Consider the following 23,653-nt stretch of genomic DNA (forward strand, 5'->3'; position numbering starts at 1 on the left):
ATTTGCTGAGATTAAGGCAAGTCTATAACAGTGCTCTTCATTCGATAAGATGACGAATACAGGTTAAACTGTTCGCAAAAATGGGATAATCAGCGCCTTCAGGCATGGAAAGAGTATGGATAAACTGGAATCAATGCAGGTTTACGTTTGTGTGGTGGATGCCCATAGCTTTGCCAGGGCAGCTGAAGTGCTTGGGCTGCCGCGTTCAACAGTATCCCGGGTGATAAAGGAGCTGGAGTCGTGGCTGGGGATCCAACTTCTCCAGCGTACCACTCGCAAACTCAGTGTGACCGCAGATGGTCGACGATATTACGTGGACTGCAAACGATTACTAGCTGATATCTCGACAATGGAGTCTTCATTTCCCGGTAGATCCGCAAAGCCCAAAGGCCGTTTTAAAGTGGGGGTGCCGCAGTCTCTGGCCAGACATTGCGTTATCCCCAGCCTCACGGAATTTCTGCATCAGTATCCTGAACTGGAGTTAATACTTTGTTCAAGCGATGACGTGGAAGATATCATCCAGGATGGATATGACTGCGTCATTCGTGCCGGCAGGATCGAAGATTCAACAACGCTGGTTGCACGACCTCTCGCGAATTTTAAGTGGGCGGTTTTTGCATCTCCGACGTATATTGATATCTATGGCAAGCCGAAGAGTTTGAATGATCTGGAGAAGCATCGCGCTGTTGGCTATCTGAACCACCGCACAGGGCGAACTACCGACTGGTTTTTTACGCTTGATGAGGAAGATTACGCGCTCCGAATGAATGAAACTCTGATAGTCGACGATACGGATGCATATATTCAGGCCGGAATACAGGGTCTTGGATTAATTCGCGTTGCCAGCTATCTGGTTAAGCCCTATGTGCAGTGCGGAGCGCTTGTTCCCTGCATGGACGGCCTCTCTTTTGATTTACCTTTGTCACTGGTATATCCGCAAAACAGATATCTTCCCCCTTCGGTGCGCGTTTTTTATGACTGGTGTAAAAAGGTTTTGAGCCAACCCAATCATCATCCTGAAACACCTGTCTTACAAAAACCAGGGAGCGGGTTCATTGGTTAGGATCGGATATGGAATTCCCCAAATGCGCTCATCGCTCCTTTGTGGCCTTAAAGGCTACACACATGACGCACCCGTCTCCGGGTTCAAAACCGTTGATATAAGCGGATTCCATGGATACGCCCAATGTCGGATATGTGGCAAATGCAGCGCTGCACTAAGCTAAGCAGGATACGTGTCATGTAGAAATACTTGGTCTACAACTGTAGAACAAATATGCCGTAGACAATCCCGTTTTTCGGTACTACACCATCTATACACCACAAACACACCGCACATACATCTTGTGTATACCACGTTTACACGCCGTATACACTAATCATATATCCCGTATACACTATGTTCATGGTTGCTAAAAAGGTACATAAATAGATGGAGAACACCATGTCGAAACAGGCTGTTTTCACAATGAAGTTAGAGCCAGAACTGCGCGACAAGTTTATGGCTGAAGCGGCCAGCGAAGATCGGCCGGCGTCCCAGGTCATGCGCGAGCTGATGCGTGGCTACATCGAGCAACGGCGTCATGCGCGCGAATATGACGAGTTCTTGCGGCACAAGGTCGAGGCTGGACGCGCGTCAATGCGTTCTGGCCTTGGTCGTTCAAATGATGAGGTTGAAGCCGAGTTTGCAGCGAGGCGAAAAAAAGTTGTGGCGGGCTAAGTTTGAAAGTTGTCTGGACACCAGATGCAAAACAATATCGCGCTGATATTTGGGACTACATCGCCGCTGATAACCCGGTAGTAGCAGCGCGCATGGATAAAATTTTCCGCAATACAACTCCTGATCGGACCAGCCCTATTCGTTGCGCGCAGACAACGCTAACCCCGGCGGGGTGCTTGTCAGGCAATAATTAGTCAGCTAATATTTGCGGACCGATATACACAATCGGCCAATTCTATTTGTCAAATACCACCTAAAGGGAGTCAGTCGATGGCAGCAGCACATAACTTTTTCCCGCCCCGGGATCAGCAGCATTAAGTTGCCTCTCATTTAGGTCGGCGCTCATCTCCAAGACGCAGCCTCATATTTAAAGCGCAGCATTCTGCACTCCGATGCTTTCGGAGCGATTGTCTGTCGTCGTCAATATTCTCACTTATGGAATGCCGGAGGCCCACAAGGCGTCCGGGGTGTCATCAATGATTCAGAAAAAACTTGATTTTCGTGGTCACGCTTTTCGAAGCGTGTTGTCTTTTACTCTTTCTCATTGGCGTAAGCAGCCCTTGCGTATCTTGCTGATAGCTGGCCTGGTGCTGCTATCAGCCGTAGCCGACGTGCTTACTCCATTATATGCGGGGCGGTTGGTCGACGCGGTGGCCTCGAATGCGCAAAGCGCTACTATTGCCTGGGATGCCGCCATTTTGGCATTCTGGGTGCTGACGGCGCTGGGCTTGAGCGGGACTTTATGTCGGGAACTAACGTTCCTGAATATCATCGCGCTCACATTAAAAATGATGAGTGAAATTGCGTCTGACGCATTTCACCGTGTACAGCGGTTTTCCACGGATTGGCATGCCAATAGCTTTGCCGGTTCTACCGTCAGAAAAATCACCCGTGGCATGTGGGCGATTGATATGCTGAACGACACCTTGCTGGTAGCGCTACTGCCTTCAATTGTGATGCTGGTGGGTTCGACCTTTCTGCTGAGCATTCAATGGCCTATTATGGGCCTGGTGGTCGGGCTCGGTTCGGTCATCTATATCGGCGTGACCGTTTTCCTGTCGCTGGCTTATGTGGCACCGGCCGCCAGCCTGGCCAATACCTGGGACACCAGGATGGGTGGGGCGCTGGCCGATGCGATCAGTTGCAATTCAGTCGTCAAAGCATTCGGTGCCGAGCACCGGGAGGAGGCGCGGCTTGTTCGTGTCATCGATAAATGGCGCCATCGCACGCGTCGAACCTGGATACGCGGCACCATCAATGGTGGTGTGCAAGGTTTCTTGCTGGTTGTCCTGCAGACGGCGATTCTCGGGGTGGCATTGATCCTGTGGGGCAGGAATGAAGCCAGTGTCGGCGATATTGCATTTGCACTTACGATGTTTTTCATGTTGCAGGGGTACTTGCGTGACGTGGGCATGCATATTCGCAATTTGCAACGCGCTGTCAACGACATGGAAGAGTTGGTTGGGCTTGAGGCGCAGGCCATTGGCGTGGACGACCGTGCACAGTCGGTGCCAATCGTCATCCGGGATGGCCAGATTCGTTTCGAGAACGTGTCGTTTCGCTATGGCGATCATGTAACACCGCTGTTTGCCAACTTCTCGATGACGATCGCGGCAGGTGAACGGATCGGCCTGGTAGGCCAATCGGGTTCGGGTAAATCCACCTTTGTAAAATTGATTCAGCGACTGTATGACCTGAACCAAGGGCGTATTTGCATCGACGGGCAGGACATTGCGCATGCGACGCAGGCATCGTTACGCAATCAGATTGCCATCGTGCAGCAGGAGCCCATCCTGTTTCATCGATCATTGGCGGAAAATATTGCCTACGCGCGGCCCGACGCCAGCCAGGCCGAGATTGAGATGGCAGCAAGGCTGGCCAGTGCCCATGACTTTATCACTGCCTTGCCCAAGGGGTACGCAACGCTGGTGGGAGAAAGAGGGGTCAAGCTGTCTGGCGGCGAACGTCAGCGTATCGCCATTGCACGCGCCTTCCTTGCCGATTGTCCTATCCTCATCCTTGATGAGCAACGGCCAGCCTGGATAGCGAAAGCGAAGTGCTCATTCAGCAGGCCATGGAACGCCTGATGGTTGGCCGTACCACACTTGTGATTGCCCACCGTTTATCCACGGTGCGCACGCTGGATCGATTGCTGGTGCTGGAAAAAGGCAAAGTCATTGAAGAAGGCCGGCATGAAGCCCTGATCCGACTTGAAGGCGGGTTGTATCGGCGGTTGTTCGAGCGACAGGCGCTGGAATTGACCAAAGGGTTCCATGAACAGACCCCGCCTCGTACCCCGGCCGCTGAAGTGAGTTGATGATCGTCACCTGGTTCGCGTCTGTTTAGTGACAGCGTGACCAGGGGGCAGGCCCGTTGCCTTCAACGAGCGCAGGGCAGACGCCGTGCTGCACGCCATCAGGTTTGTTCTGACGAATCAACAAGAGGTTGATGCTCGCCGACAAGCCTGTCTGAATGTGTGTGTCTCAGACGCAGCTTGAATGAGTATTGCATCAGGCGCTTATCAGGTGGCCAGGCCCGAAATACTGAAGCCAGCGGCTTGCAGTTGTTCAATCAGATTACGGTGCTGCTGTGGTTCCAATTGAACCAACGGAGGCCGCACACGGGTCCAGGACGGATTGTCGCTCCAATGCGCGATGGCCGCTTTGAGCGCCGGTATCATCGGATAGCTTTGGAAGATCTGGCGAATCTTATCAAGATCCCTTTGCTGGCTGTCGGCGTCGGGGCCTTGCCAGCTGTTGTACAAGGCATGAATGGCTGGCGCATTCACGTTGGCGGTGGCGCTAATGCATCCGGCGCCACCGCCGCGCAGCGTCTGCAGCAGAAAGGTTTCGCTGCCGGCAAAGACATCGAAACCGTCTGGCGCGAAATGTGTCAGCATGGCCTGGGTATTGTTCCAGTCGCCGGAGGAGTCTTTGACGCCGGCGACAACGGATGGATACGATTTCAGTAACCGCTCAATCAGCGGCAGGCTGATGCCCACTTGCGCGACTGGCGGGATATGATAGAGGTAGACCCTTAGCCCATCATTGCCAACGCGCTGGATCACCTCAGAGAAATAACGATACAGGCCCTCATCGGAGACCCCTTTGTAATAAAAGGGCGGTAGCATCAGTACGCCGGCGCAGCCATGCTCGACCGCATGTCGGGTCAGGCGCACGGTTGTGGGCAGATTGCAACTGCCGGTGCCCGGCATCATCCCTTTGGGATCCAGCCCCGCATCAATCACAGCGTCAATCATGGCGATGCGTTCATCGGGTGAAATTGAATTTGCTTCAGAGTTGGTGCCCAGAAAGGCCAGGCCAATCTGATTGGCTTGCAGCCATTTGCATTGTTCAGTAAAGCGCGGGAGATCTACAGTCGAGTCTTCCCGGAATGGGGTCACGACGGGGGAGAGTACACCTTTAATTCGATCGGACATCATGTCTCCTGTTGGGGGTGTGGTTGTAAGCCCTGGTCTGGCAGGACACGGGGGCTTGCGATCATTGAATCTTGATATTTGCGCGCTTGATAACGGCGCGCCATTTTTCTATTTCCTGCTTTTGAAAATCAGCAAATTCGGTGGGTGGCATGCCCGAAGGCTCAACACCCATGGTGGCAAGTTTCTTGCTGATCTGCGGCGTATCCAGAATGGCCTTGATGTGCGAGTACAGTTTTTCTACGATGGGGTCGGGCGTGCCTTTTGGTGCGAAAATGGCCTGCCATGAACGCATTTCGTAGTCGGGCAATCCCAGCTCTTTCATGGTCGGCACATCGGGCAGGCCGGCCAGCCGGGTTGTGGACGTGACCGCCAGGGCTCTAACTGTTTTTTGCTGCACATGAGGGATGACGGTCGGACCTTCGAACATCATGCTGACCTGTCCCCCCATCACGTCCGGTAGCGCTGCTTTGCCGCCATAGGGGACATGCACGACTTTGACATTGGCTTGCTGGCCGAAAAGAACGCCGGACAAATGTTGTGTCGTGCCAATGCCCGATGACGCATAGGTAATGGTGTCCGGTTTGTCACGGGCCGCAGCGATAATCGTCTTGAGGTCAGTGAACTGGCTTGTGTTGGATACCACCAGCGTATTGGCATTGAAACCGATAATCGTAATCGGCTTGAAGTCGCCGGCCGGATCATATTGCATATTGGGAAACAGACCGGCATTGATCGCGTGCGAGGCGATGCTGCCGCCCATGATTGTATAGCCGTCGGCTTTGACCCTGGCCACGTACGTCGAGCCGATCATGCCGGTGGCGCCAGGCCTGTTTTCAATCACCACGGGCACCTTGAGTCGCTTGCCCAGTTCGTCGGCAATAATGCGGCCAAGAACGTCGGTATTGCTGCCTGCCGGGAACGGTACAACATAGGTAATCGCCTTGCTCGGCCATGTATCCTGGGCGCAGGCAAAACCGGGAATAGAGGCCATCACTAACGTCGTTGCTGCAACTGCATATTGAATTTTGTTCACGTTTGTCTCCTTGGAACGTGTACGGCCATTTTGCGAAAATGCTGCTGTCTGCTCTGACTCGTTATCTGGTGATCTCCCGGCTCGTTTCTGCCCGATTACGTGTGTGTTGCCTTCCCATGGCTTGTTACTTTTTTATTAAATCCCATTTGGCCAGGCTGGCCAGGTATTTTTCATCGAATCCGAAGCCCAGACCGGGTTCCTGGTGCAGGATCACGTGGCCATCCTTGTGAGATAACTGTCGGTCTACCAGGCGCCGGAAGTTAAGCACCTGGTCGTCCCAGAAGTACTCCACGTAGCGGGCGTTGGGCGTGCTGGCAACCAGTGGCGCATGCAGGTCATGAAACCAGTGCGGGCACATGACCAGGCCGAAGCTGGCTGCAGTCTGGGCAATTCTGCGCCATTCCGTGATGCCACCGCAAACCGCCGCATCGGTCTGCAAGATGGCGGCGCGCCCTGGTCCATCAGCGCCTTGTGGTACCAACGTCCATAGCCGATCTCGGCAGTGGCTATCGGTATATGCGTCATGCTGGCCAGACGGGCATGATTATCTATGTCGTCCGGCAAGAAGGGCTCTTCTATAAAGTAGGGGTCGTATTGTTCGAAGCGCCTGACATACTGCATGGCCTGGGTGGTGTCATACCAGGCATTATTCATATCCATCATCAGTTCTACGTCCGGTCCTACCGCCTCGCGTGCTGCCTTCAGGCGCTGTTCTTCTTCTCTGGGCGACAGGCGACCGGATTTCATTTTTACTGCCTTGAATCCCTTGGCAACGTAACTGGCCATTTCTTCCCCCAGGTGCCCGGGTGTTTTGCCGTCCAGGTAATAGCCTCCGCTGGCGTAGGCCGGCACCTGCTCCAGGGAGACAGCGCCAAGGTATTTATGCAGGGCAGCTGGTGGGTCTTCGCATTCAGATCCCACAGGGCGATATCGAGTGCGCTGAGCGCGCGCATCACAGTGCCGGACCTGCCTTGTAGCAACGACTCCTGGTACATTGACTGCCACAACCCTTCTACTGCATAGGAGTCCTGTCCGACTAACACTGGTGCCAGCAGCTGGCTGACCGCCTGGGAAAAAATCGGACCACCCGCGCTACCGACGTAGCAAAATCCAATGCCTGTTACCCCATCTGTCGAGGTTACTTTGACCAGACCATAATGGCGCGCGCTCACGGTGCGGTTGGAAAACGAAGTAACTTTATCAAGCGGCACGACCGGCGCGCACACCTGTATCGATTCGATAATTGGCATAGGATCCTTTTTACTGTTGATGACGAGTGAAATGAAGTGAACACATAATGCTATTATTGGAAGTTCGTAACACGAGAACAATATTGTTTTGCTGGGTTCAGAAATAACAAAAACTGGTTTTTCAGGTCCGGCTTCTCTGGATCGGACTTGCTTTTATTACAAGTGAAAGGACAGATGTGGATACCAGATTTCTGGAAAGCTTCGTGCAGGTCGTCGAGCTGGGATCTGTCGCTGCGGCGGCCAGACAGCTGGATTTGACGCCCACAGCCGTATCGCTCAGGCTTCGGGCGCTGGAAGCGGACGTTGGCACTGCACTGATCAAGCGCGTGGGGCGCACGATGATGCCGACCGAGGCGGGCAGCAAGGCGCTGCGGCAGGCCAAGCTGGTGCTGGCTGAAGTCAAAAATTTCAATTCACTGGCGAGCAATACCGAGTTGCCGGCCGGTCCGCTGACGCTGGGCGCCACGCCATCGGTTGTCAAGGGCATGCTCCCAGGCATGCTGAGAAAATGGCTTGGCAAATATGAAGGCACCAAGATCCTCATAGAACCGGCAGCCTCGACCGTGCTTTACCAGCGCTTGTTGCAAGGCGAGCTGGATGCGGCCATCCTGGTGCACCCCTTATTCGAAGTGCCAAAAACAGTTTTGTGGAAGCAGCTCAGGAAAGAGCCGCTGATCCTGCTTGCGCCGGCCCGGTTGCAGGGCGAGGATCCGTTTTCAATTTTGAGAAAATATCCATTTATTCGCTATGACAGACGTGTTGTCGCCGGAAAAATGGCCGATGACTATCTGAAATTGCACGGGGTCTATCCTGAACCATGGCTGGAACTGGACGGGCTGGACTATATTTCCGATTTGGTCAAGGCCGATCTGGGGGTATCAGTCGTACCCGACTGGAGCTATGGCAACCAATATGATCCCGGCCTGATTCGCCATCGATTGCCGGGCCCGGTACCCACTCGCAATTTGGGCATCATGTGGTTGCGCTCCAACGTGAGGGAAAAGCTGATCCATGCTTTTCTGGCGTTGGCCGACTAATGAAGGGGCATCATTGCGGCAGCCTTGCTGCCGTTGCGAAGTGTGGTCGGCGGCTCAGCAAGCGATTGCGCTGCCGGTCTGTGACGCGAGACCGGTGTGTGCTTTATATTGATATGGGCTGGCGGGCCAGCAGACTAATGCACTTATCCTTCTGATGCTCAATACCGCTGAAAATAATAAATACCGAAGTTAATAGCCAATAGCGCAACAAGAACACCAAAAAAACTGGCAACGAAAAGACCGAACTTGCGCAACTTTGTCTTATCTTTGTTTTTCTTTGAGATCAGCGTAAATAATGACGCGCCAATAGCAATGCCGATAATGCTGGCCGGGTTCATAAGTTGCATGAGAAATAGTCCTTGTTGTAAAAAAATATGAGACGGCATATTACATCTATTTGGGAGCGCAGTGCGTTATCCGTCCATTGGAACGGATGCTGGCACGGTCGCACAGATGGGACGCGGCATGACATTATTATGAGCGCACGAATTTATATATTAGTGATGTCGCATGAATATTTGCGCAGCTATCGATCGGGCAACTGTGCCGAATCACATATCGTCACGATGAGCGTAATTACCACAGCGTGGGGCTAACGACCGCTGCGAATAAAAATAACTACTGAAGACCGCTGCAGAAAAATACCTAATGACCACCGTTTCCCCATGCAGCAAAAGCCATCCAGGCCGCCATTGCAATCATCATCAGGTTTTCAGTTAGCGAGATAAATCCCAGCGGTACATTGCTTGACCCGCCAACGCAGGCGCATTTCAATTGTCGTTGGTCGATGTAAACAGCCTTGATGACTGACGCTGCACCTATTGTTCCAATAAAAAGCGCAACCGGCACAGATAACCATGTCAGTATATTGCCGATCATTAAAATGCCGGCCAGGCCTTCTGCGAACGGGTAAATATAGGCGTACGGCACCCAGCGCCTGGCCAGTAGATCGTAATTCAAAAACATGGTGGAAAAGCTTTCCACGTCTTGTAGTTTAAGCAGCGCCAGGATCACCATGCTAAAAGCAATAAACCACTTGATTGCCTGCGCCGTCAAGGGTTGGCCGTATACCAGGTAGCTTACGGCAAGCGACATCAAAAACGTCATGGCAAATAGAGCGATCACGGGCCGGTAGCTTGTCTGACCGGGCTCAAAGACTTTCTTGCCTAAATAACGCCGCAGATCGTCGTACCCGCCGATTCTTGTGCCGTCAATGAAAATCTGCGGTGTGGTGGGTACGGCGTGTTGTTCCTTGAAGGCTTCTGTGTCTTCGTGCGAGGTCAGCCAATGATCCTCCACGTCGTAACCGGAGCGCTGCAACAGCGCTCTGGCTTTCAGGCCATACGGGCATGTGTGCTCGGGCATGACCATGCGATAAATAACTGCTTTTCTGAGGGACTGTATTTCTCTGGCCATCTCGGTCTCCTGTTAATGCTGGATATGAGGTAATAGCAAGAAGTAAATTGACGCGGCTACCTGTCTATCAGATGCCTGTATTCAGGCGTACCTTTGGCGCGATTTGTTTTTATCATGTATGTGATTTCATTATATATTTTTCACAAAGCGTTTTTTTCCAGGCGAAAAAATCGCCCCAATGCCAGGAGCGTGTCGCTGATACAGAGGATGCTTTGTGGGCTTAGTGTCGTCCGGTCGGATGATTTATTGTTAGGGAGGCAAAGACGCAGCTCAAGTTTGCCAGATGACGTGCTTTTTGCCGACTTTGACGAAAAACACAATAACATATGTAACTAAATAATTCTTTTTTTAAAAAATTACAACTAAATAGGGAAAATTAAACATAAGATGAAATTTATGTCTCTTTAGATAAAACAGTCTTCTTTTGGGCAGATATGATCTGCTTTGTAACAGAAAAAAGTTTTGTTTAGTAACATTCAGTATTTATTAGAATAACTTATAAGCTGTGGTGAGGCAAAAAAATGAACCAGACATATAAATCAATATGGTGTGAAAGAACGGGTAATTATATTAACTCCAACAGCCAGCACATCCTCATCGTCAGTGTTTGTCAGAGCTCGTTATCAGCGTTATGCGACAGTCTGGAAGCCCAGGGTTTTCATTTAAGCACCGCGCAAAATAATGTCAAGGGATATGAATGCGCCGCGACACAGTGTCCCAATCTGATTGTGCTTGACTTTAACATGACCGAGAGCCGCAACCGTTTTGAGTTGTTTGACATCCTGCGCAGTTCGTTATTGACCAAATATATTCCAATTATCATCCTGTGCAAATCGTCGGATTTGCAGACCCGTCTTCATGCCTTGCAACATGGTGCTTCGGATTTTATCTATGGGCAATACACGATAGAGGAGGTCGTGGCCAGGATGAATATTCATTTGTCCTACGCCAGGCAGAAGGTGCATCAAACCTTGCCCCTGCAGAAGGAAAACAGGGAAGCCACCATAAATCGCATCAAGCTCTATTTATCCGAGCACCTTAACGATCCACCGACTTTGGATCAGCTGGCAAGCGAGTTGGGGGTGCATAAGAAAAAACTGGCGCGTGTATTCCAGGCGCATATGCATGAAACGATATACGAGTACCTGAGCCGACTGCGCCTGGACTATTCTCAGGTGCTGCTTAGGGAAACGCAGCTCAGTATCACAGATATTGCCGAAGAAATCGGCTTTACTTCTCTTTCGGCATTTACTTCTTCTTTTAGTAAACAGTATGGCATGCCGCCTACTGCTTACAGAAAAACGATGAGCTGACAACTTCGGCAGATCAGACACTCCACTCGCAAGAAATGTCTTTGCGGGCGAATGCGGCTGGACGTTCGGGCCGTCTGGCCGCAGGTACCTGCGGTTATCGCTACTGCGATTTTTGGTCATTTTTGAAAGATATTTCAAAAAACGAAGCATTTAAACAACACAGAAAGTAAATAAATGTTAGTAAATATTAAATAATTCATAAAAATTTTATTCTGCTTTCCAATGTTTGTATTTGATGAAACTTCTGTACTTATAGATAAAATGCCGGCTTTCCACTCTTCTATGATGCTTACGAAATAAGTACTAAATTTTTCGTTTAATAACATTTAGTAAAAATATGAAATGTTATGGATTTCAATGGGGAGTTGGAAAATGAATCGAATATACAGATCTATTTGGTGTGAAAAAACAGGCACTTTTGTTGCTGTGTCCGAAAATACAAAGAGAGGACGCAAAGCCAGCACCGGAACCGAAAAAACAGAGTTTGGTAGCCTGCCTTTTCATGATGTTGCGATCAAGGCGCTACTTCCGGTCTTATTCACGGGCGCCATTGCCCTGTTTCCGCCAATGGCATTGGCCGCAGGGGATCTCACTACGTCAGAATGTACATTTTCCTGGGGGAATGATACTGGCGGCACGATAACGATCAAGGGCGAGGGTACCGGGAGCTCCGATACGTTAGTCTGTGCTGAAGCGTTGCAAGGCCTGGTCGACAACCCATTGGAATATTTCAGCGTAAATTCTACTGGAGGAGGAAACGTTGACAATGATGGCGCAGCCGCTGCGGACGGTATTGCAATTGGCAAAGACGCTGTGGTCTCCATCGGGGCCACCAGCGGCGTTGCATTGGGGTTGGGTGCGACAACGACTGTCGCTAATGGTATTGCGCTGGGAGCAGGTTCGGTCGCCAATACGGCAGGAGGTATCGCACCGTACGCGCCCGTAGGAGCCTCCGTGCCTTCAATTGCTGCCGTTAATGCAACAACGAGTTCATTAGGCGCCTTGAGTGTCGGCGATCCAGCCACAGGGAAACTGCGTCAGATTACCGGCGTTGCGGGTGGTACGCAGAATACGGATGCGGTCAATGTTAGCCAGTTGAAGGCAGTTGAAAGCCTGGCCACCGGCGCCGGGGCCGGCTGGAACCTGACGGCCAATAACGGTGCGACCACACAGAACATCGCTCCGGGAGGCAGTGCGGACTTTATCGGCGGCACTAATACGAATGTGGTACAGACGGGTAACCAGATCAAGGTCAACCTAAATGACAGCGTGAACCTGGCAGGCACACTGTCGGTGACCGGCTTGAGCACGTTCAATGGTGGCGCGGTGATCGGCGATAGCCTGACAGTGAATCCGGCTACAACGGTGAATATGGGCGGTAACCGGATCAATAACGTGGCCGCAGGGGTTGCTGATACCGATGCAGTCAATGTCAGCCAGTTGACCGACCAGGGCGAGGATCTGACAGCGAAGGGCCTGAACTTTGTGGGCAATGCCGGGTTATCTGTACATAAGGATCTGGGTCAAACCCTGTCTATTGTGGGTGGCGCGGTGCCGGTAGCAGGTACCTTCACAAGTCAGAATATACAAACGTTCAACGACGCCGGAGCCATTCGCATCCAGATGGCTGACTCGCCGAAGTTTGGCAATGTGGTCATTAACAGTGCCGGTTCAGGCAAGATTACAGGCGTCACCGATGGTGATGTTACTGCCCTAAGTTCCGACGCAGTGAATGGCAGCCAGCTGTTTGAGGTAGAGACAACAGCCAACAAAGGCTGGGATCTGACCGCCAATAATGGCGCTACCATACAGAACATCGCTCCCGGGGGCAGTGCAGACTTTATCGGTGGTACCAACACGAACGTGGTACAGACCGGTAACCAGATCAAAGTTAATCTGAATGACAATGTGAATTTGGCTGGCACCCTGTCGGTAACGGGTCTGAGCACATTCAATGGCGGTGCGGTGATCGGTAATAGCCTGACAGTGAATCCAGTTACAACGGTGAATATGGGCGGTAACCGGATCACTAACGTGGCCGCAGGGGTTGCAGATACCGATGCGGTCAATGTCAGCCAGTTGACCAATCAGGGTGAGGATCTGACCGCCAAGGGCCTGAACTTTGTGGGTAATGATGCATTGTCAATACACAAGGACCTGGGTCAGACGCTTTCTATTGTCGGGGGCGCAGCGCCGGTAACGGGAACCTACTCAAGCCAGAATGTGCAAACGTTCAACGATGGCGGAGCATCCGCATTCAGATGGCCGATTCTCCGAAATTCGGAGGAGTTGTGATCAATGATGCTGGCAGCGGCAAGATCACGGGTGTCATGGACGGCGCAGTGACCGAGTTTAGCAAGGATGCAGTCAATGGCAGTCAACTCTTTGCCGTACAGAACACTGCGGGTGCTGGTTGGAATCTGACCGCCAACAACGGCGCGACGACACAAAATATCGCCCCGGGGGGCAGTGCAGACTTTATTGGCGGTACCAATACGAACGTGGTGCAGACGGGTAACCAGATCAAGGTCAATCTGAATGATAATGTGAATTTGGCTGGCACCTTATCGGTAACGGGCCTGAGCACGTTCAATGGCGGTGCGGTCATTGGCAACAGTCTGACGGTAAATCCGGGTACGACCGTGGATATGGGCGGCAACCGGATTAATAATGTAGCCGCAGGGGTTGCAGATACCGATGCAGTTAATGTCAGCCAGTTGACCGATCAGGGTGAGGATCTGACAGCCAAGGGTTTGAATTTTGTGGGTAATGATGCATTGCCAATACACAAGGATCTGGGTCAGACGCTTTCTATTGTCGGGGGCACAGCGCCGGTAGCAGGTACATACTCAAGCCAGAATGTGCAAACATTCAACGATGGGGGAGCCATCCGCATTCAGATGGCTGATTCGCCGAAGTTCGGTAATGTGGTTATCAACGATGGCGGCAGCGGCAAAATTACCGGCGTCACCGATGGGGATGTCACCGAACTGAGTACCGATGCGGTTAATGGTAGCCAGCTGTTTGGTGTGCAGACAACCGCAAACAAAGGCTGGAACCTGACAGCCAATAACGGTGCGACCACACAGAACATCGCTCCGGGGGGCAGTGCAGACTTTATCGGTGGCACCAACACGAACGTGGTGCAAACAGGCAATCAGATCAAGGTGAATCTGAATGACAATGTGAATCTGGCCGGCGCCCTGTCGGTAACGGGCCTGAGTACGTTCAATGGCGGTGCGGTGATCGGTAACAGTCTGACGGTTAACCCCGGTACGACCGTGGATATGGGTGGCAATCGGATCAATAACGTAGCCGCGGGGGTTGTGGGCACAGACGCCGTCAATGTCAGCCAGCTGACCGATCAGGGCGATGATCTGACGGCCAAGGGCTTGAACTTTGTAGGTAATGATGGGTTGTCGGTACACAAGGATCTGGGCCAGACACTTTCTATTGTAGGGGGTGCAGCGCCGGTAGCAGGAACCTACTCAAGCCAGAATGTACAAACGTTCAATGATGCGGGCGTAATCCGTATTCAGATGGCAGATTCTCCCCGATTTGGTGATGTCGTTATTAACGACGGAGGGTCCGGCAAAATCACGGGTGTGATGGACGGCGCAGTCACCGAGTTCAGTACCGATGCAGTCAACGGCAGTCAGTTGTTTGAAGTACAGACCACAGCAAACAAAGGCTGGAACCTGACAGCCAACAACGGCGCGACGACACAGAACATCGCTCCGGGGGGCAGTGCAGACTTTATCGGCGGCACTAACACGAACGTAGTGCAGACAGGCAATCAGATCAAGGTCAACCTGAATGACAATGTAGACCTGGCAGGCACGTTGTCAGTGATGGGACTAAGCACGTTCAATGGCGGTGCGGTGATCGGCAACAGCCTGACCATCAACCCGGGCACGATCGTAAATATGGGCGGAAACCGGATCAATAATGTAGCAGCCGGTGTAGATCCCATGGACGCGATCAATGTCAGCCAGTTGAAGGACCAGGACGACGAGTTGACAGCCAAGGGCTTAAATTTTGCGGGTAATGTGGGCACTGTTCATCGTGATCTTGGTTCTACGATGGTGATCCAGGGCGGACTTGATCCACTGGCCGCAGCCTCCAACAAGAATATTCGTACGGAAGTTGACCCAGACACCGGCGCCATGAATATCATGTTGTCCGAATCTCCAGTGTTTGGGGCAGTGACTGTGAATGCCGGGGGCACCGGGAAAATTACCGGTGTTTCAGACGGGTTGGTTGCCAGCGGCAGTAAAGACGCAGTCAATGGCGGGCAATTGTTCGGCGTGCAACAGGAGATTGGCGAACTGAGCAACCTGCCCATTACGTTTACCGGCAATAGTGGATCGGTTGATCGCAAGCTTGGGCAGCAATTGAAGATCACCGGCGAAGCGACAACGGCAGGTACATATAGCGGGGCCAATATCCGCACGGTGGTGGAGGGCAATGAAGTCAAAGTCCAGATGGCGCAAGCCCCGGTATTTCAGGAGTTGACGGTTGCCGGCAATACCACCATAGGTGGATCACTGAATATGTCGGGCAACAAAATTACTAATGTGGGAGCAGGAGACATTAGTGCGACCAGTCAGGACGCAGTCAATGGCAGCCAGTTGTACAACATTATCGGCGAAGTCAAAACAGTGGGCTGGAACCTGCAAACCAACGGCGACACACCGTCCAAGGTCCTGAACAACGATACGGTTCAACTCAACGACGGCAGTAACGTCAATATCACGCGCGACGGCAGGAACGTGACCATCGCCGTTGATGATAATCCGACCTTCAATAGTGTGAACATAGGGGGGGGCGCCTTCGTGGCCAATTCACAATCAGTTGAGATCAGGCCGGAGACAAACGTGAGCATGGGCGGCAATCAGATTCATCAGGTCGCAAATGGTTCAGCCCCGATGGATGCGGTGAACGTACGTCAATTGAGTAGCGTCGAGAGTAACCTGAATTCGCGGATCAATCGCGCTGAAAAACGGGCCGAGGCCGGCACTGCTGCAGCAATGGCGGTCGCTGGCTTACCTCAGGCATATCTGCCCGGAAAAAGCATGTTTGCGGTGGCCGGCAGTGTGTTTCAGGGAGAGTCCGGTGTCGCCATGGGCCTGTCCACCGTATCGGGTAACGGAAAATGGGTTCTGAAAGGCTCGATCACCAGCTCCAGTCGCGGCCAGGTGGGTGGCACGGTTGGTGTCGGATACCAATGGTAATAATGCAATAGAACACGCCGGTGCGTGCACGCATGCACCGGAGAAGAATCACCATGGTTTAAAGGGATACTTAAGATGCGATATAAAATTTTCAAATCCAATCGGGCTGCCTTCGCCGTGACAGCAATCATGACTGTACTCCTGGCCGGCTGCTCGACGCTAAGCGACGTTAAACCCGACGGCACCAGTGACAATGTGGTGTGGCCCGACGTAAACCGTATTACATTCGATAACAAGCAGGGCATTTATCCAACACAGCAAAGCATTTCACTGATTCGCCCCGGAATGACCAGGGACCAGCTCTATCATCTGCTTGGTCGCCCGCACTTTGATGAGGGTTTTGGCAGCGACGAATGGGATTATCTCATGCACTTTCCCGGCGCCGGTCAGGGTGCAAATGACGTGACCCGTTGTCAGTTCAAGATTCTGTTCGACGCTGAGCATCTGGCCCGCAATATGTACTGGAAGCCGGTTGGTGACTCGGGCGCAGGCTGTCCTCCTGGCGCTGCACCGCAAACCTATACCCTGAGCGCCGATGCGTTATTTGAATTTGATCGCTCTACGCTTAGCGATGTGACATCAGGCCGGCAGGCGCTGAGCAAGCTGGCCGAAAGCCTGCGTGGCACGCAAGGCATCCGTGCCATTTCTGTTACAGGCCATACCGATAGGCTGGGCTCGAATGCGTATAATCAGCGCTTGTCTAAAGCCCGGGCCGATACGGTACGCGGCTATTTGATCCAGAACGGCGTTGCTGCCGATCTGATCCATAGTCGGGGCATGGGAGAATCTCAGCCGGTGGCGCAATGCAATAACGGTGACGAGGCAGCGCTGATCCGTTGTCTGGTGCCCAATCGCCGTGTCGAGGTGACGGTGGAAAAATAAGTGATGTGTCAGACCCGAAGCCGCTTGCGATATACGTCCGGGTGATTTGAATTGCGCCCCTGTCTTGCGCAAACCTGCAGCACAGGGGCGTGATCATGTATCACGCATATGCCGGGATAACGCCCGGCAGGCACATCCCCTTGTTGCAAATGGTACTGGTTGCGGTACCGGAGATTCAATTGTTCACAACCAATATGATCATTCCGGAATATATGGCTCGGGTACCTTCACCCTGGTGATGACGCATTGGCATCAACAGCGCGCCCGCACATTGTCAACCCACGTTTGTATCCCACTCGGGCTGCGGAAGTCATCGATTGATCTGGCAGGTACATCTGGATAGATGGCGTTCCACATACGAGCATAGCGCGACCCGGACCGATCTCAAGTACGGCATCCGGTTGCAATTCACGAACGGCTTGCAGGCAGGCTACCCAATTCATGGCATGGCTTATCTGCTCAGCCAGGGCGTCCAGCGCCTGCGCTACAAGCATGGCTGCGCGACCGTCCATGGCGCTATGCACTTTGAATGCCAGGGGCGCCTTATTGCAATAGGGCGCAAGGTGACGAGCGAAAGCCGGTGTCGCAGATTGCAGCAGCGCCGTATGCGATGGCGTCTGAACAGACAGCCTGACCACGCGCATGGCGCCTTGATCGTAGGCCTGTTGACCGGCATGTTGCAAGTCTTGTTCGAAACCGCCAATGACATAGTGTTGCTCAGGGTTGATGATGGCCAGATGCGTATTGCTGTTGGCGGTAATCGCCTCGATATTTTCCAGAGGCAAGCCCATGATGCTCGTTAAACCGGCCTGTGTTTGTATGCAATCGTCCATGCAAGCAGCCCGTTGTGCTGCCAGAACGATTCCCTGCTGCATATCGAAAGCGCCGGCTGCGCTGCAAGCGGCCAACTCCCCCAGAGAATATCCCGCGGCGCAAATCGGTCGCGGCAGCAATGGTCGCAGTGTGTGCCACCATTGCAATTGAAACGCAAAGATAAACGGCTGAGCAATCCTGTTTTGTCCAAGTGTCTCGCAATGGACTGCAGCGTTATGCCAGACATCAGGCAGCTGTTTTGACAATTGTGCCGCCGTTTCTGGTGACACCATCGCCTGTAGCGCTTGAAAATGCTCAGCAGATTGCTGTCCCTGGCCACTGAAGAGAATGGCAAGTCGCATGTCAGAGGGACTCCAGAAACAGCACAATCCCTAGCAAATCGGCCGATCCGCCAGGCTCAGTCGACGGGCCACGAATTGCGTATGCAATGTCTGGGCCTGACTTTGCCAGTCCTGGACGTATACGCCACCACGGTCAAGAAACGTCGTTGCAGCTTCGCGGGCAAACGCCAGTCCTTGACGGCCGCCTCGCCAAAGCAGATTGGTGTCTTCAAGTTCAGCCATCAGTGTAAAAAAACACTGAACGGCGGCCAGTTGCGTGCACTGGGTTTGTGCAAGCGCCGCACGATAGGCCGGTAAGCCGATCCTGATGGCCGAGGGAAAGCCCGCGGCAGCCTCGGCCCGCGCACCTCCACTACCGTAACGGCGTTGAACGACTGCGCCGTGACTATCCTGTGTGGTTTTTGCCGTAACCATGATGGCTGGCCCCCACAGATCTGCAACGCGCTGGCTCACCGATTCGGCCGAGCACGAACCGGCAAGGGCAATATCAATGCCCGCTGCTGCACATAGCAACCCCAGGTTGAAAATTGCTCCGCGGTGAGTATTGACGCCATTGGTGGCCTGCAGCATGCGCTGTTCTGCGTCCATGCCGCAATATTGCAACTGTGCATAAGTTGGTGTTTGCATGCCCAAGCGAGCGATCGCTGGAAAATACCCTCGCAGTGCCTGAAGGCTTCGCACAAAGGTACTGAAATCCATGTCAGTATGGCTGCCGCTGTCAACAGGGCTGACCAGGCCCGGTTTAGGCGCCAGGGCGACCTCCCGATACAGCGCGCCGATTGCCAGCCGGCCAATTGCTTCAGGCGTCAATGCCGGCGACATTTGGCGGGCGGCCTGATCAGTCACGTGTTCAGGTCTGAGGGACTCAGCAAACATGATCGTGTTCCTTTAACCGCGACAGCAGGTCTGTCAGGCACAGTAATGCTACGCTGGCATTATCCTTGGCGACAACGCGCAGTGCCGGCTGCAATAACGTTCGGGAAAGCTCCTTCCAATTGACGGCCGGACCACTGGCAAAGCGTATTTCACCATCCAGTGAGCAGGGCAGTGCTTGTTGGGCCTGTTGCAGGGCTTTAATGCAGGGATCAAGCTGAGCCACATGTGCAATATCGCAGACAACGTCAATGTCCGACCTGTCGTGTCGATATGTCGTTCCGCTGAGCATTTCCCATGCGAGCGATCCGTACACACTAACAGTAATATCGTGTGACTCACATTTCTGCAGCAGATGTTTCAATGGCGCTGCAATCGCTGCAGTGCATGTATTTACGCCATCAGCGAGGGCTAGCGGGGGTGTGATTGCCCGGATAGCATCGGGACAGATTGAGACGCTGATTCGTCTGTGCACTGCCTCTGGTGGCAATGTCAGGCCCAAGAGGATCTGGGCATCAGCCGCTGCGGGTTGCCGGGCTACCACCAGCGGGTGCCGGGCGTGCAGCCAACGCTGCAGTGCGGCTTGCGCGGTTGGACTCTGCACAGGGCTGAGCAACTGGTACTCTGCGTTTGAGTACAGATAGGCAAGGTCATGGCGACGCATGATTATCTCCTAGGCTGCCAGGATCTGATCGACAATGCTGGCCGCCTGTACCCGTCCGGTTCTATCCTGAGCCGCCAGCATGCGAAGGTCTGTGCCAGCGCGAGTCTTTAACAATTGAGCAAGTGCAGCATCAAGCAGCGTGGCAGAGGGTGCCTGCCATATAGCCTCGATTGCACCCATGCGCTGGTAGTTTTCCGCGCCAGGTGCAAAGGTAGGGGCACTGGCTGACAGCTCCACCAATTTTGCATGATCTATCTTGGTCACACGCGCCATGGCTTTCAAATCCATGACCCGAACTTGCGAGCTGGCCAGCGCGTAGGCGCGGTCTGCCATGAGACCAAAAGACAAGTAGCCGCCGCTGACCGCCTCTCCGGTGACCAGGCTCAGGCTGACGTGACCAAGGCGTCGGGCCAGATCGACGCAGGCTGCCAGATGCGCCAGGCTTCCATTCAGGCAAAGTAGCTCCTGAGCTCGCGATAACGCCTGGCCCTGGGTGTCGACCAGAAATATCAGTGGTCGACGCGGATGCGCCTGGATCGTGACTAATATCTGCTGGGCCAGGTACAGCGCGATCTCGTGGTCGATAGCGGCAGCATCCGTGGTTCCCAGTACGGTAACGTCGCCAGCGGTGGTGCTTGCGGTTCCCGCCAGTTGATGCCCATCGACTCGAACTTGATGTCCTGCCGGGAACAGGGCATCCAGAATGGTACTCAGGTTCATGTGTAAAGCTCCTTATGCAGTCGGGCCAGGTCCGTACAGTTCATCATGGGGATGTTGACGGGAGTTGGAATGCCCAGGGCCTGCCACACTTGCAAGCCATCGCGCATACCTTTGAAACGCTCCAATCGAGCCAGCAGGCGCGCCTGGTTCTGTTTCTGCGCATCCAGATCAGGTGGTGCAAATTTATTCTCCGCAATAAGCTGTTTTGCCGTATCCCGGAATGCAAATGGATCGTCTTCGACCAGAGCAGCGCAATCGTTCATCAGATACCGGTGCTTACCGCCCGTTACGCGCCACACCAGCGCCCGATCACGGGAGTCGAACTCCTCGACACCAGCCACGGTTTCGATAACTTCAGGACCGGACAGCGCCAGCCGGCCTTCTTCAGACATGACAATTGCCGAACAAAGGCTGGTTACAATGCCCATGCCGCCGAACGCGCCGCAACTGCCGCCTACCAATGCCACTACCGGTACACCAGCGGCGCGCGTGTCCAGTATGGCGCGCATGATTTCGGAAATGGCGATCAATCCGGCATTGGCTTCATGTAACCTGACGCCGCCCGAGTCGACCAGAAACAGGACGGCAGCGGGTTTGTCGCGTATGGCACGGCGCAGCAGGCCAACAATTTTGGCGCCATGGATTTCGCCAACTGCTCCGCCCATGAACTGGCCTTCCTGCGCGATAATGAATACCGGGCTTTTATTCAGTGCGCCTTCGCCAATGACAACCCCGTCGTCGAAGGCACCGGGGATATCCAGTGCCGCCAGATGCGTGCTGGGTGCGCTCTCTGTCGGCGGCAGCAGTTCCCGAAAGCTGCCGTTGTCCAGTATCCAGGAAAGACGCTGTCGGGCAGTGGCTTCGAAGTAACTATGGCGTAACGACAGCACTGGTCGGTTTTCTGTGATCATCTCAGACCTCCTGCATATTGACTGATTGCCTGGGCAAGCCTGAGCGTGACCACCGCGGGTGTCGCACCCATATCATTAATGGCGATGTGCGTGCCGCCTGCAGCATGGTGAGATATAAACTCTGTCAGAACGGCTTGCCAGATATCCCCGAATCCGCGGGCAGATGTTTGTATCTGTATTGTGCAGGACGTCGCAGTGTCTGCGGGCCGGATCAGCACTTCAAGATTGCCCGAGCCAACCACGCCGCACAGCACGGCGCCACTAGCGGGTTTGATGGTGGGTGTTGAAAAAAGATATTCAAGTTTTTCCATGGAGAATCACCAATTGCGGAATCGGGAAGGGGGGCGTAAAGATCGCCAGACCATCTGACCAGATCTTTGACCGAGCGGGCCGCCAGCAGATCCCGCGTTGCCATGCGAGGATCAATGCCCAGATCTTCGGGGCGGCGCACCACGCCGCGATCGCGCAAATTTTCGACCATGCGTCGATCGCGTGCCATGCCCACCGGTGTAAAGCCGGCGACGCCGCGAATGGCCTGGGCGCGTTCTTCGGCGCTGCGACAAAGAAGCAGATTGGCAATGCCTTCTTCGGTCACGATATGCGTGACATCGTCGCCATAAATCATGATGGGTGGCAACTCGGCGTCCATGGCTGCTTTCAGTTGCCAGGCGTCCAGCTCCTCCACAAATACCGGGGTCATATGTTCGCGAAAGGTTTCTACGGTTTGCACAACCAGCTTGCGCCCGCGTATGGCGTCGGGCCCGCCTGCCTCTCTGCCCGCCTTGAGCCAGGCGGCAGAGGCATGCCGCCTGCCATGCGGGTCTGAGCCCATATTGGGCGCGCCGCCGAAACCCGTAATGCGCCCAGTGGTTGCCGTTGAGCTATTGCCGGCCAGATCGATTTGCAGTGTTGAGCCGATGAACATATCGCAGGCATACAGGCCGGCTGTCTGGCTAAATGCACGATTCGAACGCATACTGCCGTCCCTACCGGTGAAAAAGACATCGGGGCGGGCGGCAATGTAATTTTCCATGCCCACTTCGGAGCCAAAGCTATGGATGGATTGCACACAACCGGACTCAATCGCGGGAATGAGGGTGGGGTGGGGGTTCAGGGCCAGTGGCTGCAGATTTTTCCTTTCAGGCCAAGTTCGGTTGCATACGTGGGCAATAGCAGCTCGATCGCAGCGGTATCAAAGCCAATTCCATGATTGAGCCGTTGTACCCCGTACTCGGCGTAGATACCTTTGATAGCCATCATGGCCATCAGGATTTGCACTTCTGTAATCTGAGCCGGATCCCGGGTGAACAGGGGTTCAATATAGTTGGGGCGCGGTGCGACTACGGTAAAGTCGACCCAATCCGCCGGAATATCGACCCGTGGAAGTTTGTCCAATCGTTCATTGACCTGAGCGATCACGATTCCGCTGCGAAACGCCGTGGCCTCTACGATGGCGGGTGTATCTTCGGTATTCGGGCCGGTGTACAGGTTACCGGCAGCATCGGCGGCCTGCGCCGCAATCAGGCAGACATTGGGGGTCAGATCGGTAAAGTAGCGACCGAACAGTTCCAGATAAGTATGGATAGCGCCGATCTCGATCTGTTTGTCCTGTACCAGTCGCGCCAGCCGGCCCCCTTGCGGGCCTGAAAAAGAAAAATCCAGTCGGCTGGCAATGCCGTTCTCAAACAGATCCAGATGACTGGGCAGGGCGAGCACAGACTGCACCATATGCAGATGATGCAATCGTTGCGGATCACAAGCAGCTAGCGAGTCGGCCAGAAAATCGGCCTGCTTCTGGTTATTGCCTTCCAGGCACACGCGGTCATCAGGTTCAATTACCGCCTGCAGCAACTGAGTGATCTGCTCTTGGCTGATTTGAGGGCCCAGTCCCAGGTTGGCTGCGCGTTCCAGACGTCGCTGTCGTCCGCGCTTTCGTTTATCCCAGACTTGTGGGGTGCCGGTGTGATTCATAAAATATTCCTGTTG

At 53.6% G+C, this 23,653-nt stretch carries 18 protein-coding genes and 3 pseudogenes; 9 read left to right on the top strand and 12 right to left on the bottom strand.

Annotation, left to right across the window (positions count from 1 at the left end; genetic code table 11):
• Positions 1-115: 115 nt before the first annotated feature.
• From TKWG_RS04010 to TKWG_RS04020, 3 genes and pseudogenes are all read left to right on the top strand, one after another.
• Positions 116-1,063, top strand: coding sequence for a LysR family transcriptional regulator (locus tag TKWG_RS04010; protein WP_014749590.1), 948 nt, complete (start codon positions 116-118; stop codon positions 1,061-1,063).
• Positions 1,064-1,444: 381 nt separating this feature from the next.
• Complete coding sequence (locus TKWG_RS04015; protein ID WP_014749591.1) at positions 1,445-1,720, top strand: CopG family ribbon-helix-helix protein; 276 nt, start codon at positions 1,445-1,447, stop codon at positions 1,718-1,720.
• A gap of 476 nt (positions 1,721-2,196) precedes the next feature.
• Positions 2,197-4,037, top strand: a pseudogene (locus TKWG_RS04020) (ABC transporter ATP-binding protein).
• 204 nt (positions 4,038-4,241) lie between these two features.
• Here TKWG_RS04020 and TKWG_RS04025 read toward each other — a convergent pair.
• The 3 genes and pseudogenes from TKWG_RS04025 to TKWG_RS04035 form a co-directional block, all read right to left on the bottom strand.
• Positions 4,242-5,159, bottom strand: a complete 918-nt coding sequence (locus TKWG_RS04025; RefSeq protein ID WP_014749594.1) for a dihydrodipicolinate synthase family protein — start codon at positions 5,157-5,159, stop codon at positions 4,242-4,244.
• 61 nt (positions 5,160-5,220) lie between these two features.
• On the bottom strand, positions 5,221-6,192 hold the full coding sequence (locus tag TKWG_RS04030; protein WP_014749595.1) for a Bug family tripartite tricarboxylate transporter substrate binding protein: 972 nt from the start codon (positions 6,190-6,192) through the stop codon (positions 5,221-5,223).
• Between the two features lie 124 nt (positions 6,193-6,316).
• Positions 6,317-7,442 (bottom strand): annotated as a pseudogene (locus TKWG_RS04035) (mandelate racemase/muconate lactonizing enzyme family protein).
• A 176-nt stretch (positions 7,443-7,618) separates the two neighbouring features.
• On the opposite strand from TKWG_RS04035, the gene TKWG_RS04040 reads away from it, so the two are divergent.
• Positions 7,619-8,479, top strand: a complete 861-nt coding sequence (locus tag TKWG_RS04040; RefSeq protein WP_014749596.1) for a LysR family transcriptional regulator — start codon at positions 7,619-7,621, stop codon at positions 8,477-8,479.
• Positions 8,480-8,637: 158 nt separating this feature from the next.
• Here the strand turns inward: TKWG_RS04040 and TKWG_RS04045 are convergent, their stop codons facing one another.
• Complete coding sequence (locus TKWG_RS04045) at positions 8,638-8,826, bottom strand: hypothetical protein (protein ID WP_014749597.1); 189 nt, start codon at positions 8,824-8,826, stop codon at positions 8,638-8,640.
• Positions 8,827-9,124: 298 nt separating this feature from the next.
• Positions 9,125-9,895 (bottom strand): glutaredoxin family protein, encoded by a 771-nt coding sequence (locus TKWG_RS04050; protein ID WP_014749598.1) that lies wholly within the window; start codon positions 9,893-9,895, stop codon positions 9,125-9,127.
• Positions 9,896-10,416: 521 nt separating this feature from the next.
• Between TKWG_RS04050 and TKWG_RS04055 the strand changes: the two genes are divergently transcribed.
• From TKWG_RS04055 to TKWG_RS23520, 5 genes are all read left to right on the top strand, one after another.
• Positions 10,417-11,208 (top strand): helix-turn-helix domain-containing protein, encoded by a 792-nt coding sequence (locus tag TKWG_RS04055; protein WP_014749599.1) that lies wholly within the window; start codon positions 10,417-10,419, stop codon positions 11,206-11,208.
• A 372-nt stretch (positions 11,209-11,580) separates the two neighbouring features.
• Entirely contained in the window at positions 11,581-13,503 is a 1,923-nt protein-coding gene (locus tag TKWG_RS04060) for an ESPR-type extended signal peptide-containing protein (protein ID WP_171815117.1), read from the top strand.
• Positions 13,500-16,442 (top strand): YadA-like family protein, encoded by a 2,943-nt coding sequence (locus TKWG_RS04065; protein ID WP_041709005.1) that lies wholly within the window; start codon positions 13,500-13,502, stop codon positions 16,440-16,442. Before TKWG_RS04060 ends, TKWG_RS04065 begins: the two co-directional genes overlap by 4 nt.
• A 75-nt stretch (positions 16,443-16,517) precedes the next feature.
• Positions 16,518-17,324 (top strand): OmpA family protein, encoded by an 807-nt coding sequence (locus TKWG_RS04070; protein WP_014749600.1) that lies wholly within the window; start codon positions 16,518-16,520, stop codon positions 17,322-17,324.
• 95 nt (positions 17,325-17,419) lie between these two features.
• Positions 17,420-17,563, top strand: a complete 144-nt coding sequence (locus tag TKWG_RS23520; protein WP_171815118.1) for a hypothetical protein — start codon at positions 17,420-17,422, stop codon at positions 17,561-17,563.
• Here TKWG_RS23520 and TKWG_RS04075 read toward each other — a convergent pair.
• The 7 genes and pseudogenes from TKWG_RS04075 to mdcA all read right to left on the bottom strand — a co-directional run bounded on the left by TKWG_RS04075 (position 17,552) and on the right by mdcA (position 23,638).
• Positions 17,552-18,499 carry an acyltransferase domain-containing protein gene (locus tag TKWG_RS04075; RefSeq protein WP_014749601.1) on the bottom strand — a complete coding sequence of 316 codons (948 nt, stop codon included), beginning with the start codon at positions 18,497-18,499 and terminating at the stop codon, positions 17,552-17,554. The two genes, TKWG_RS23520 and TKWG_RS04075, sit on opposite strands and share 12 nt — an antisense overlap.
• A 30-nt stretch (positions 18,500-18,529) precedes the next feature.
• Entirely contained in the window at positions 18,530-19,375 is an 846-nt protein-coding gene (mdcB, locus tag TKWG_RS04080; RefSeq protein ID WP_014749602.1) for a triphosphoribosyl-dephospho-CoA synthase MdcB, read from the bottom strand.
• Positions 19,365-20,036: a malonate decarboxylase holo-[acyl-carrier-protein] synthase gene (gene mdcG, locus TKWG_RS21090; RefSeq protein WP_014749603.1), complete on the bottom strand. Its 672-nt coding sequence runs from the start codon at positions 20,034-20,036 to the stop codon at positions 19,365-19,367. Before mdcG ends, mdcB begins: the two co-directional genes overlap by 11 nt.
• Positions 20,037-20,045: 9 nt before the next feature.
• Positions 20,046-20,756: a biotin-independent malonate decarboxylase subunit gamma gene (locus TKWG_RS04090; RefSeq protein WP_014749604.1), complete on the bottom strand. Its 711-nt coding sequence runs from the start codon at positions 20,754-20,756 to the stop codon at positions 20,046-20,048.
• Positions 20,753-21,667 carry a biotin-independent malonate decarboxylase subunit beta gene (locus TKWG_RS04095; RefSeq protein WP_014749605.1) on the bottom strand — a complete coding sequence of 305 codons (915 nt, stop codon included), beginning with the start codon at positions 21,665-21,667 and terminating at the stop codon, positions 20,753-20,755. The genes TKWG_RS04090 and TKWG_RS04095 overlap by 4 nt, the downstream gene beginning before the upstream one ends.
• On the bottom strand, positions 21,664-21,978 hold the full coding sequence (gene mdcC / locus TKWG_RS04100) for a malonate decarboxylase acyl carrier protein (RefSeq protein WP_041709008.1): 315 nt from the start codon (positions 21,976-21,978) through the stop codon (positions 21,664-21,666). Before mdcC ends, TKWG_RS04095 begins: the two co-directional genes overlap by 4 nt.
• Before the next feature lie 6 nt (positions 21,979-21,984).
• A pseudogene (gene mdcA, locus TKWG_RS04105) lies at positions 21,985-23,638 on the bottom strand (malonate decarboxylase subunit alpha).
• Positions 23,639-23,653: the final 15 nt, after the last annotated feature.

This window comes from Advenella kashmirensis WT001 (assembly GCF_000219915.2).
Taxonomy (GTDB): domain Bacteria; phylum Pseudomonadota; class Gammaproteobacteria; order Burkholderiales; family Burkholderiaceae_B; genus Advenella; species Advenella kashmirensis.

Coding starts and splice junctions, on each gene's coding strand:
- TKWG_RS04010 (WP_014749590.1), top strand. CDS start 116: ATGGATAAACTGGAATCAATGCAGGTTTACGTTTGTGTGGTGGATGCC.
- TKWG_RS04015 (WP_014749591.1), top strand. CDS start 1,445: ATGTCGAAACAGGCTGTTTTCACAATGAAGTTAGAGCCAGAACTGCGC.
- TKWG_RS04025 (WP_014749594.1), bottom strand. CDS start 5,159: ATGTCCGATCGAATTAAAGGTGTACTCTCCCCCGTCGTGACCCCATTC.
- TKWG_RS04045 (WP_014749597.1), bottom strand. CDS start 8,826: ATGCAACTTATGAACCCGGCCAGCATTATCGGCATTGCTATTGGCGCG.
- TKWG_RS04050 (WP_014749598.1), bottom strand. CDS start 9,895: ATGGCCAGAGAAATACAGTCCCTCAGAAAAGCAGTTATTTATCGCATG.
- TKWG_RS04055 (WP_014749599.1), top strand. CDS start 10,417: ATGAACCAGACATATAAATCAATATGGTGTGAAAGAACGGGTAATTAT.
- TKWG_RS04060 (WP_171815117.1), top strand. CDS start 11,581: ATGAATCGAATATACAGATCTATTTGGTGTGAAAAAACAGGCACTTTT.
- TKWG_RS04070 (WP_014749600.1), top strand. CDS start 16,518: ATGCGATATAAAATTTTCAAATCCAATCGGGCTGCCTTCGCCGTGACA.
- TKWG_RS23520 (WP_171815118.1), top strand. CDS start 17,420: ATGTATCACGCATATGCCGGGATAACGCCCGGCAGGCACATCCCCTTG.
- TKWG_RS04075 (WP_014749601.1), bottom strand. CDS start 18,499: ATGCGACTTGCCATTCTCTTCAGTGGCCAGGGACAGCAATCTGCTGAG.
- mdcB (WP_014749602.1), bottom strand. CDS start 19,375: ATGTTTGCTGAGTCCCTCAGACCTGAACACGTGACTGATCAGGCCGCC.
- mdcG (WP_014749603.1), bottom strand. CDS start 20,036: ATGCGTCGCCATGACCTTGCCTATCTGTACTCAAACGCAGAGTACCAG.
- TKWG_RS04090 (WP_014749604.1), bottom strand. CDS start 20,756: ATGAACCTGAGTACCATTCTGGATGCCCTGTTCCCGGCAGGACATCAA.
- TKWG_RS04095 (WP_014749605.1), bottom strand. CDS start 21,667: ATGATCACAGAAAACCGACCAGTGCTGTCGTTACGCCATAGTTACTTC.
- mdcC (WP_041709008.1), bottom strand. CDS start 21,978: ATGGAAAAACTTGAATATCTTTTTTCAACACCCACCATCAAACCCGCT.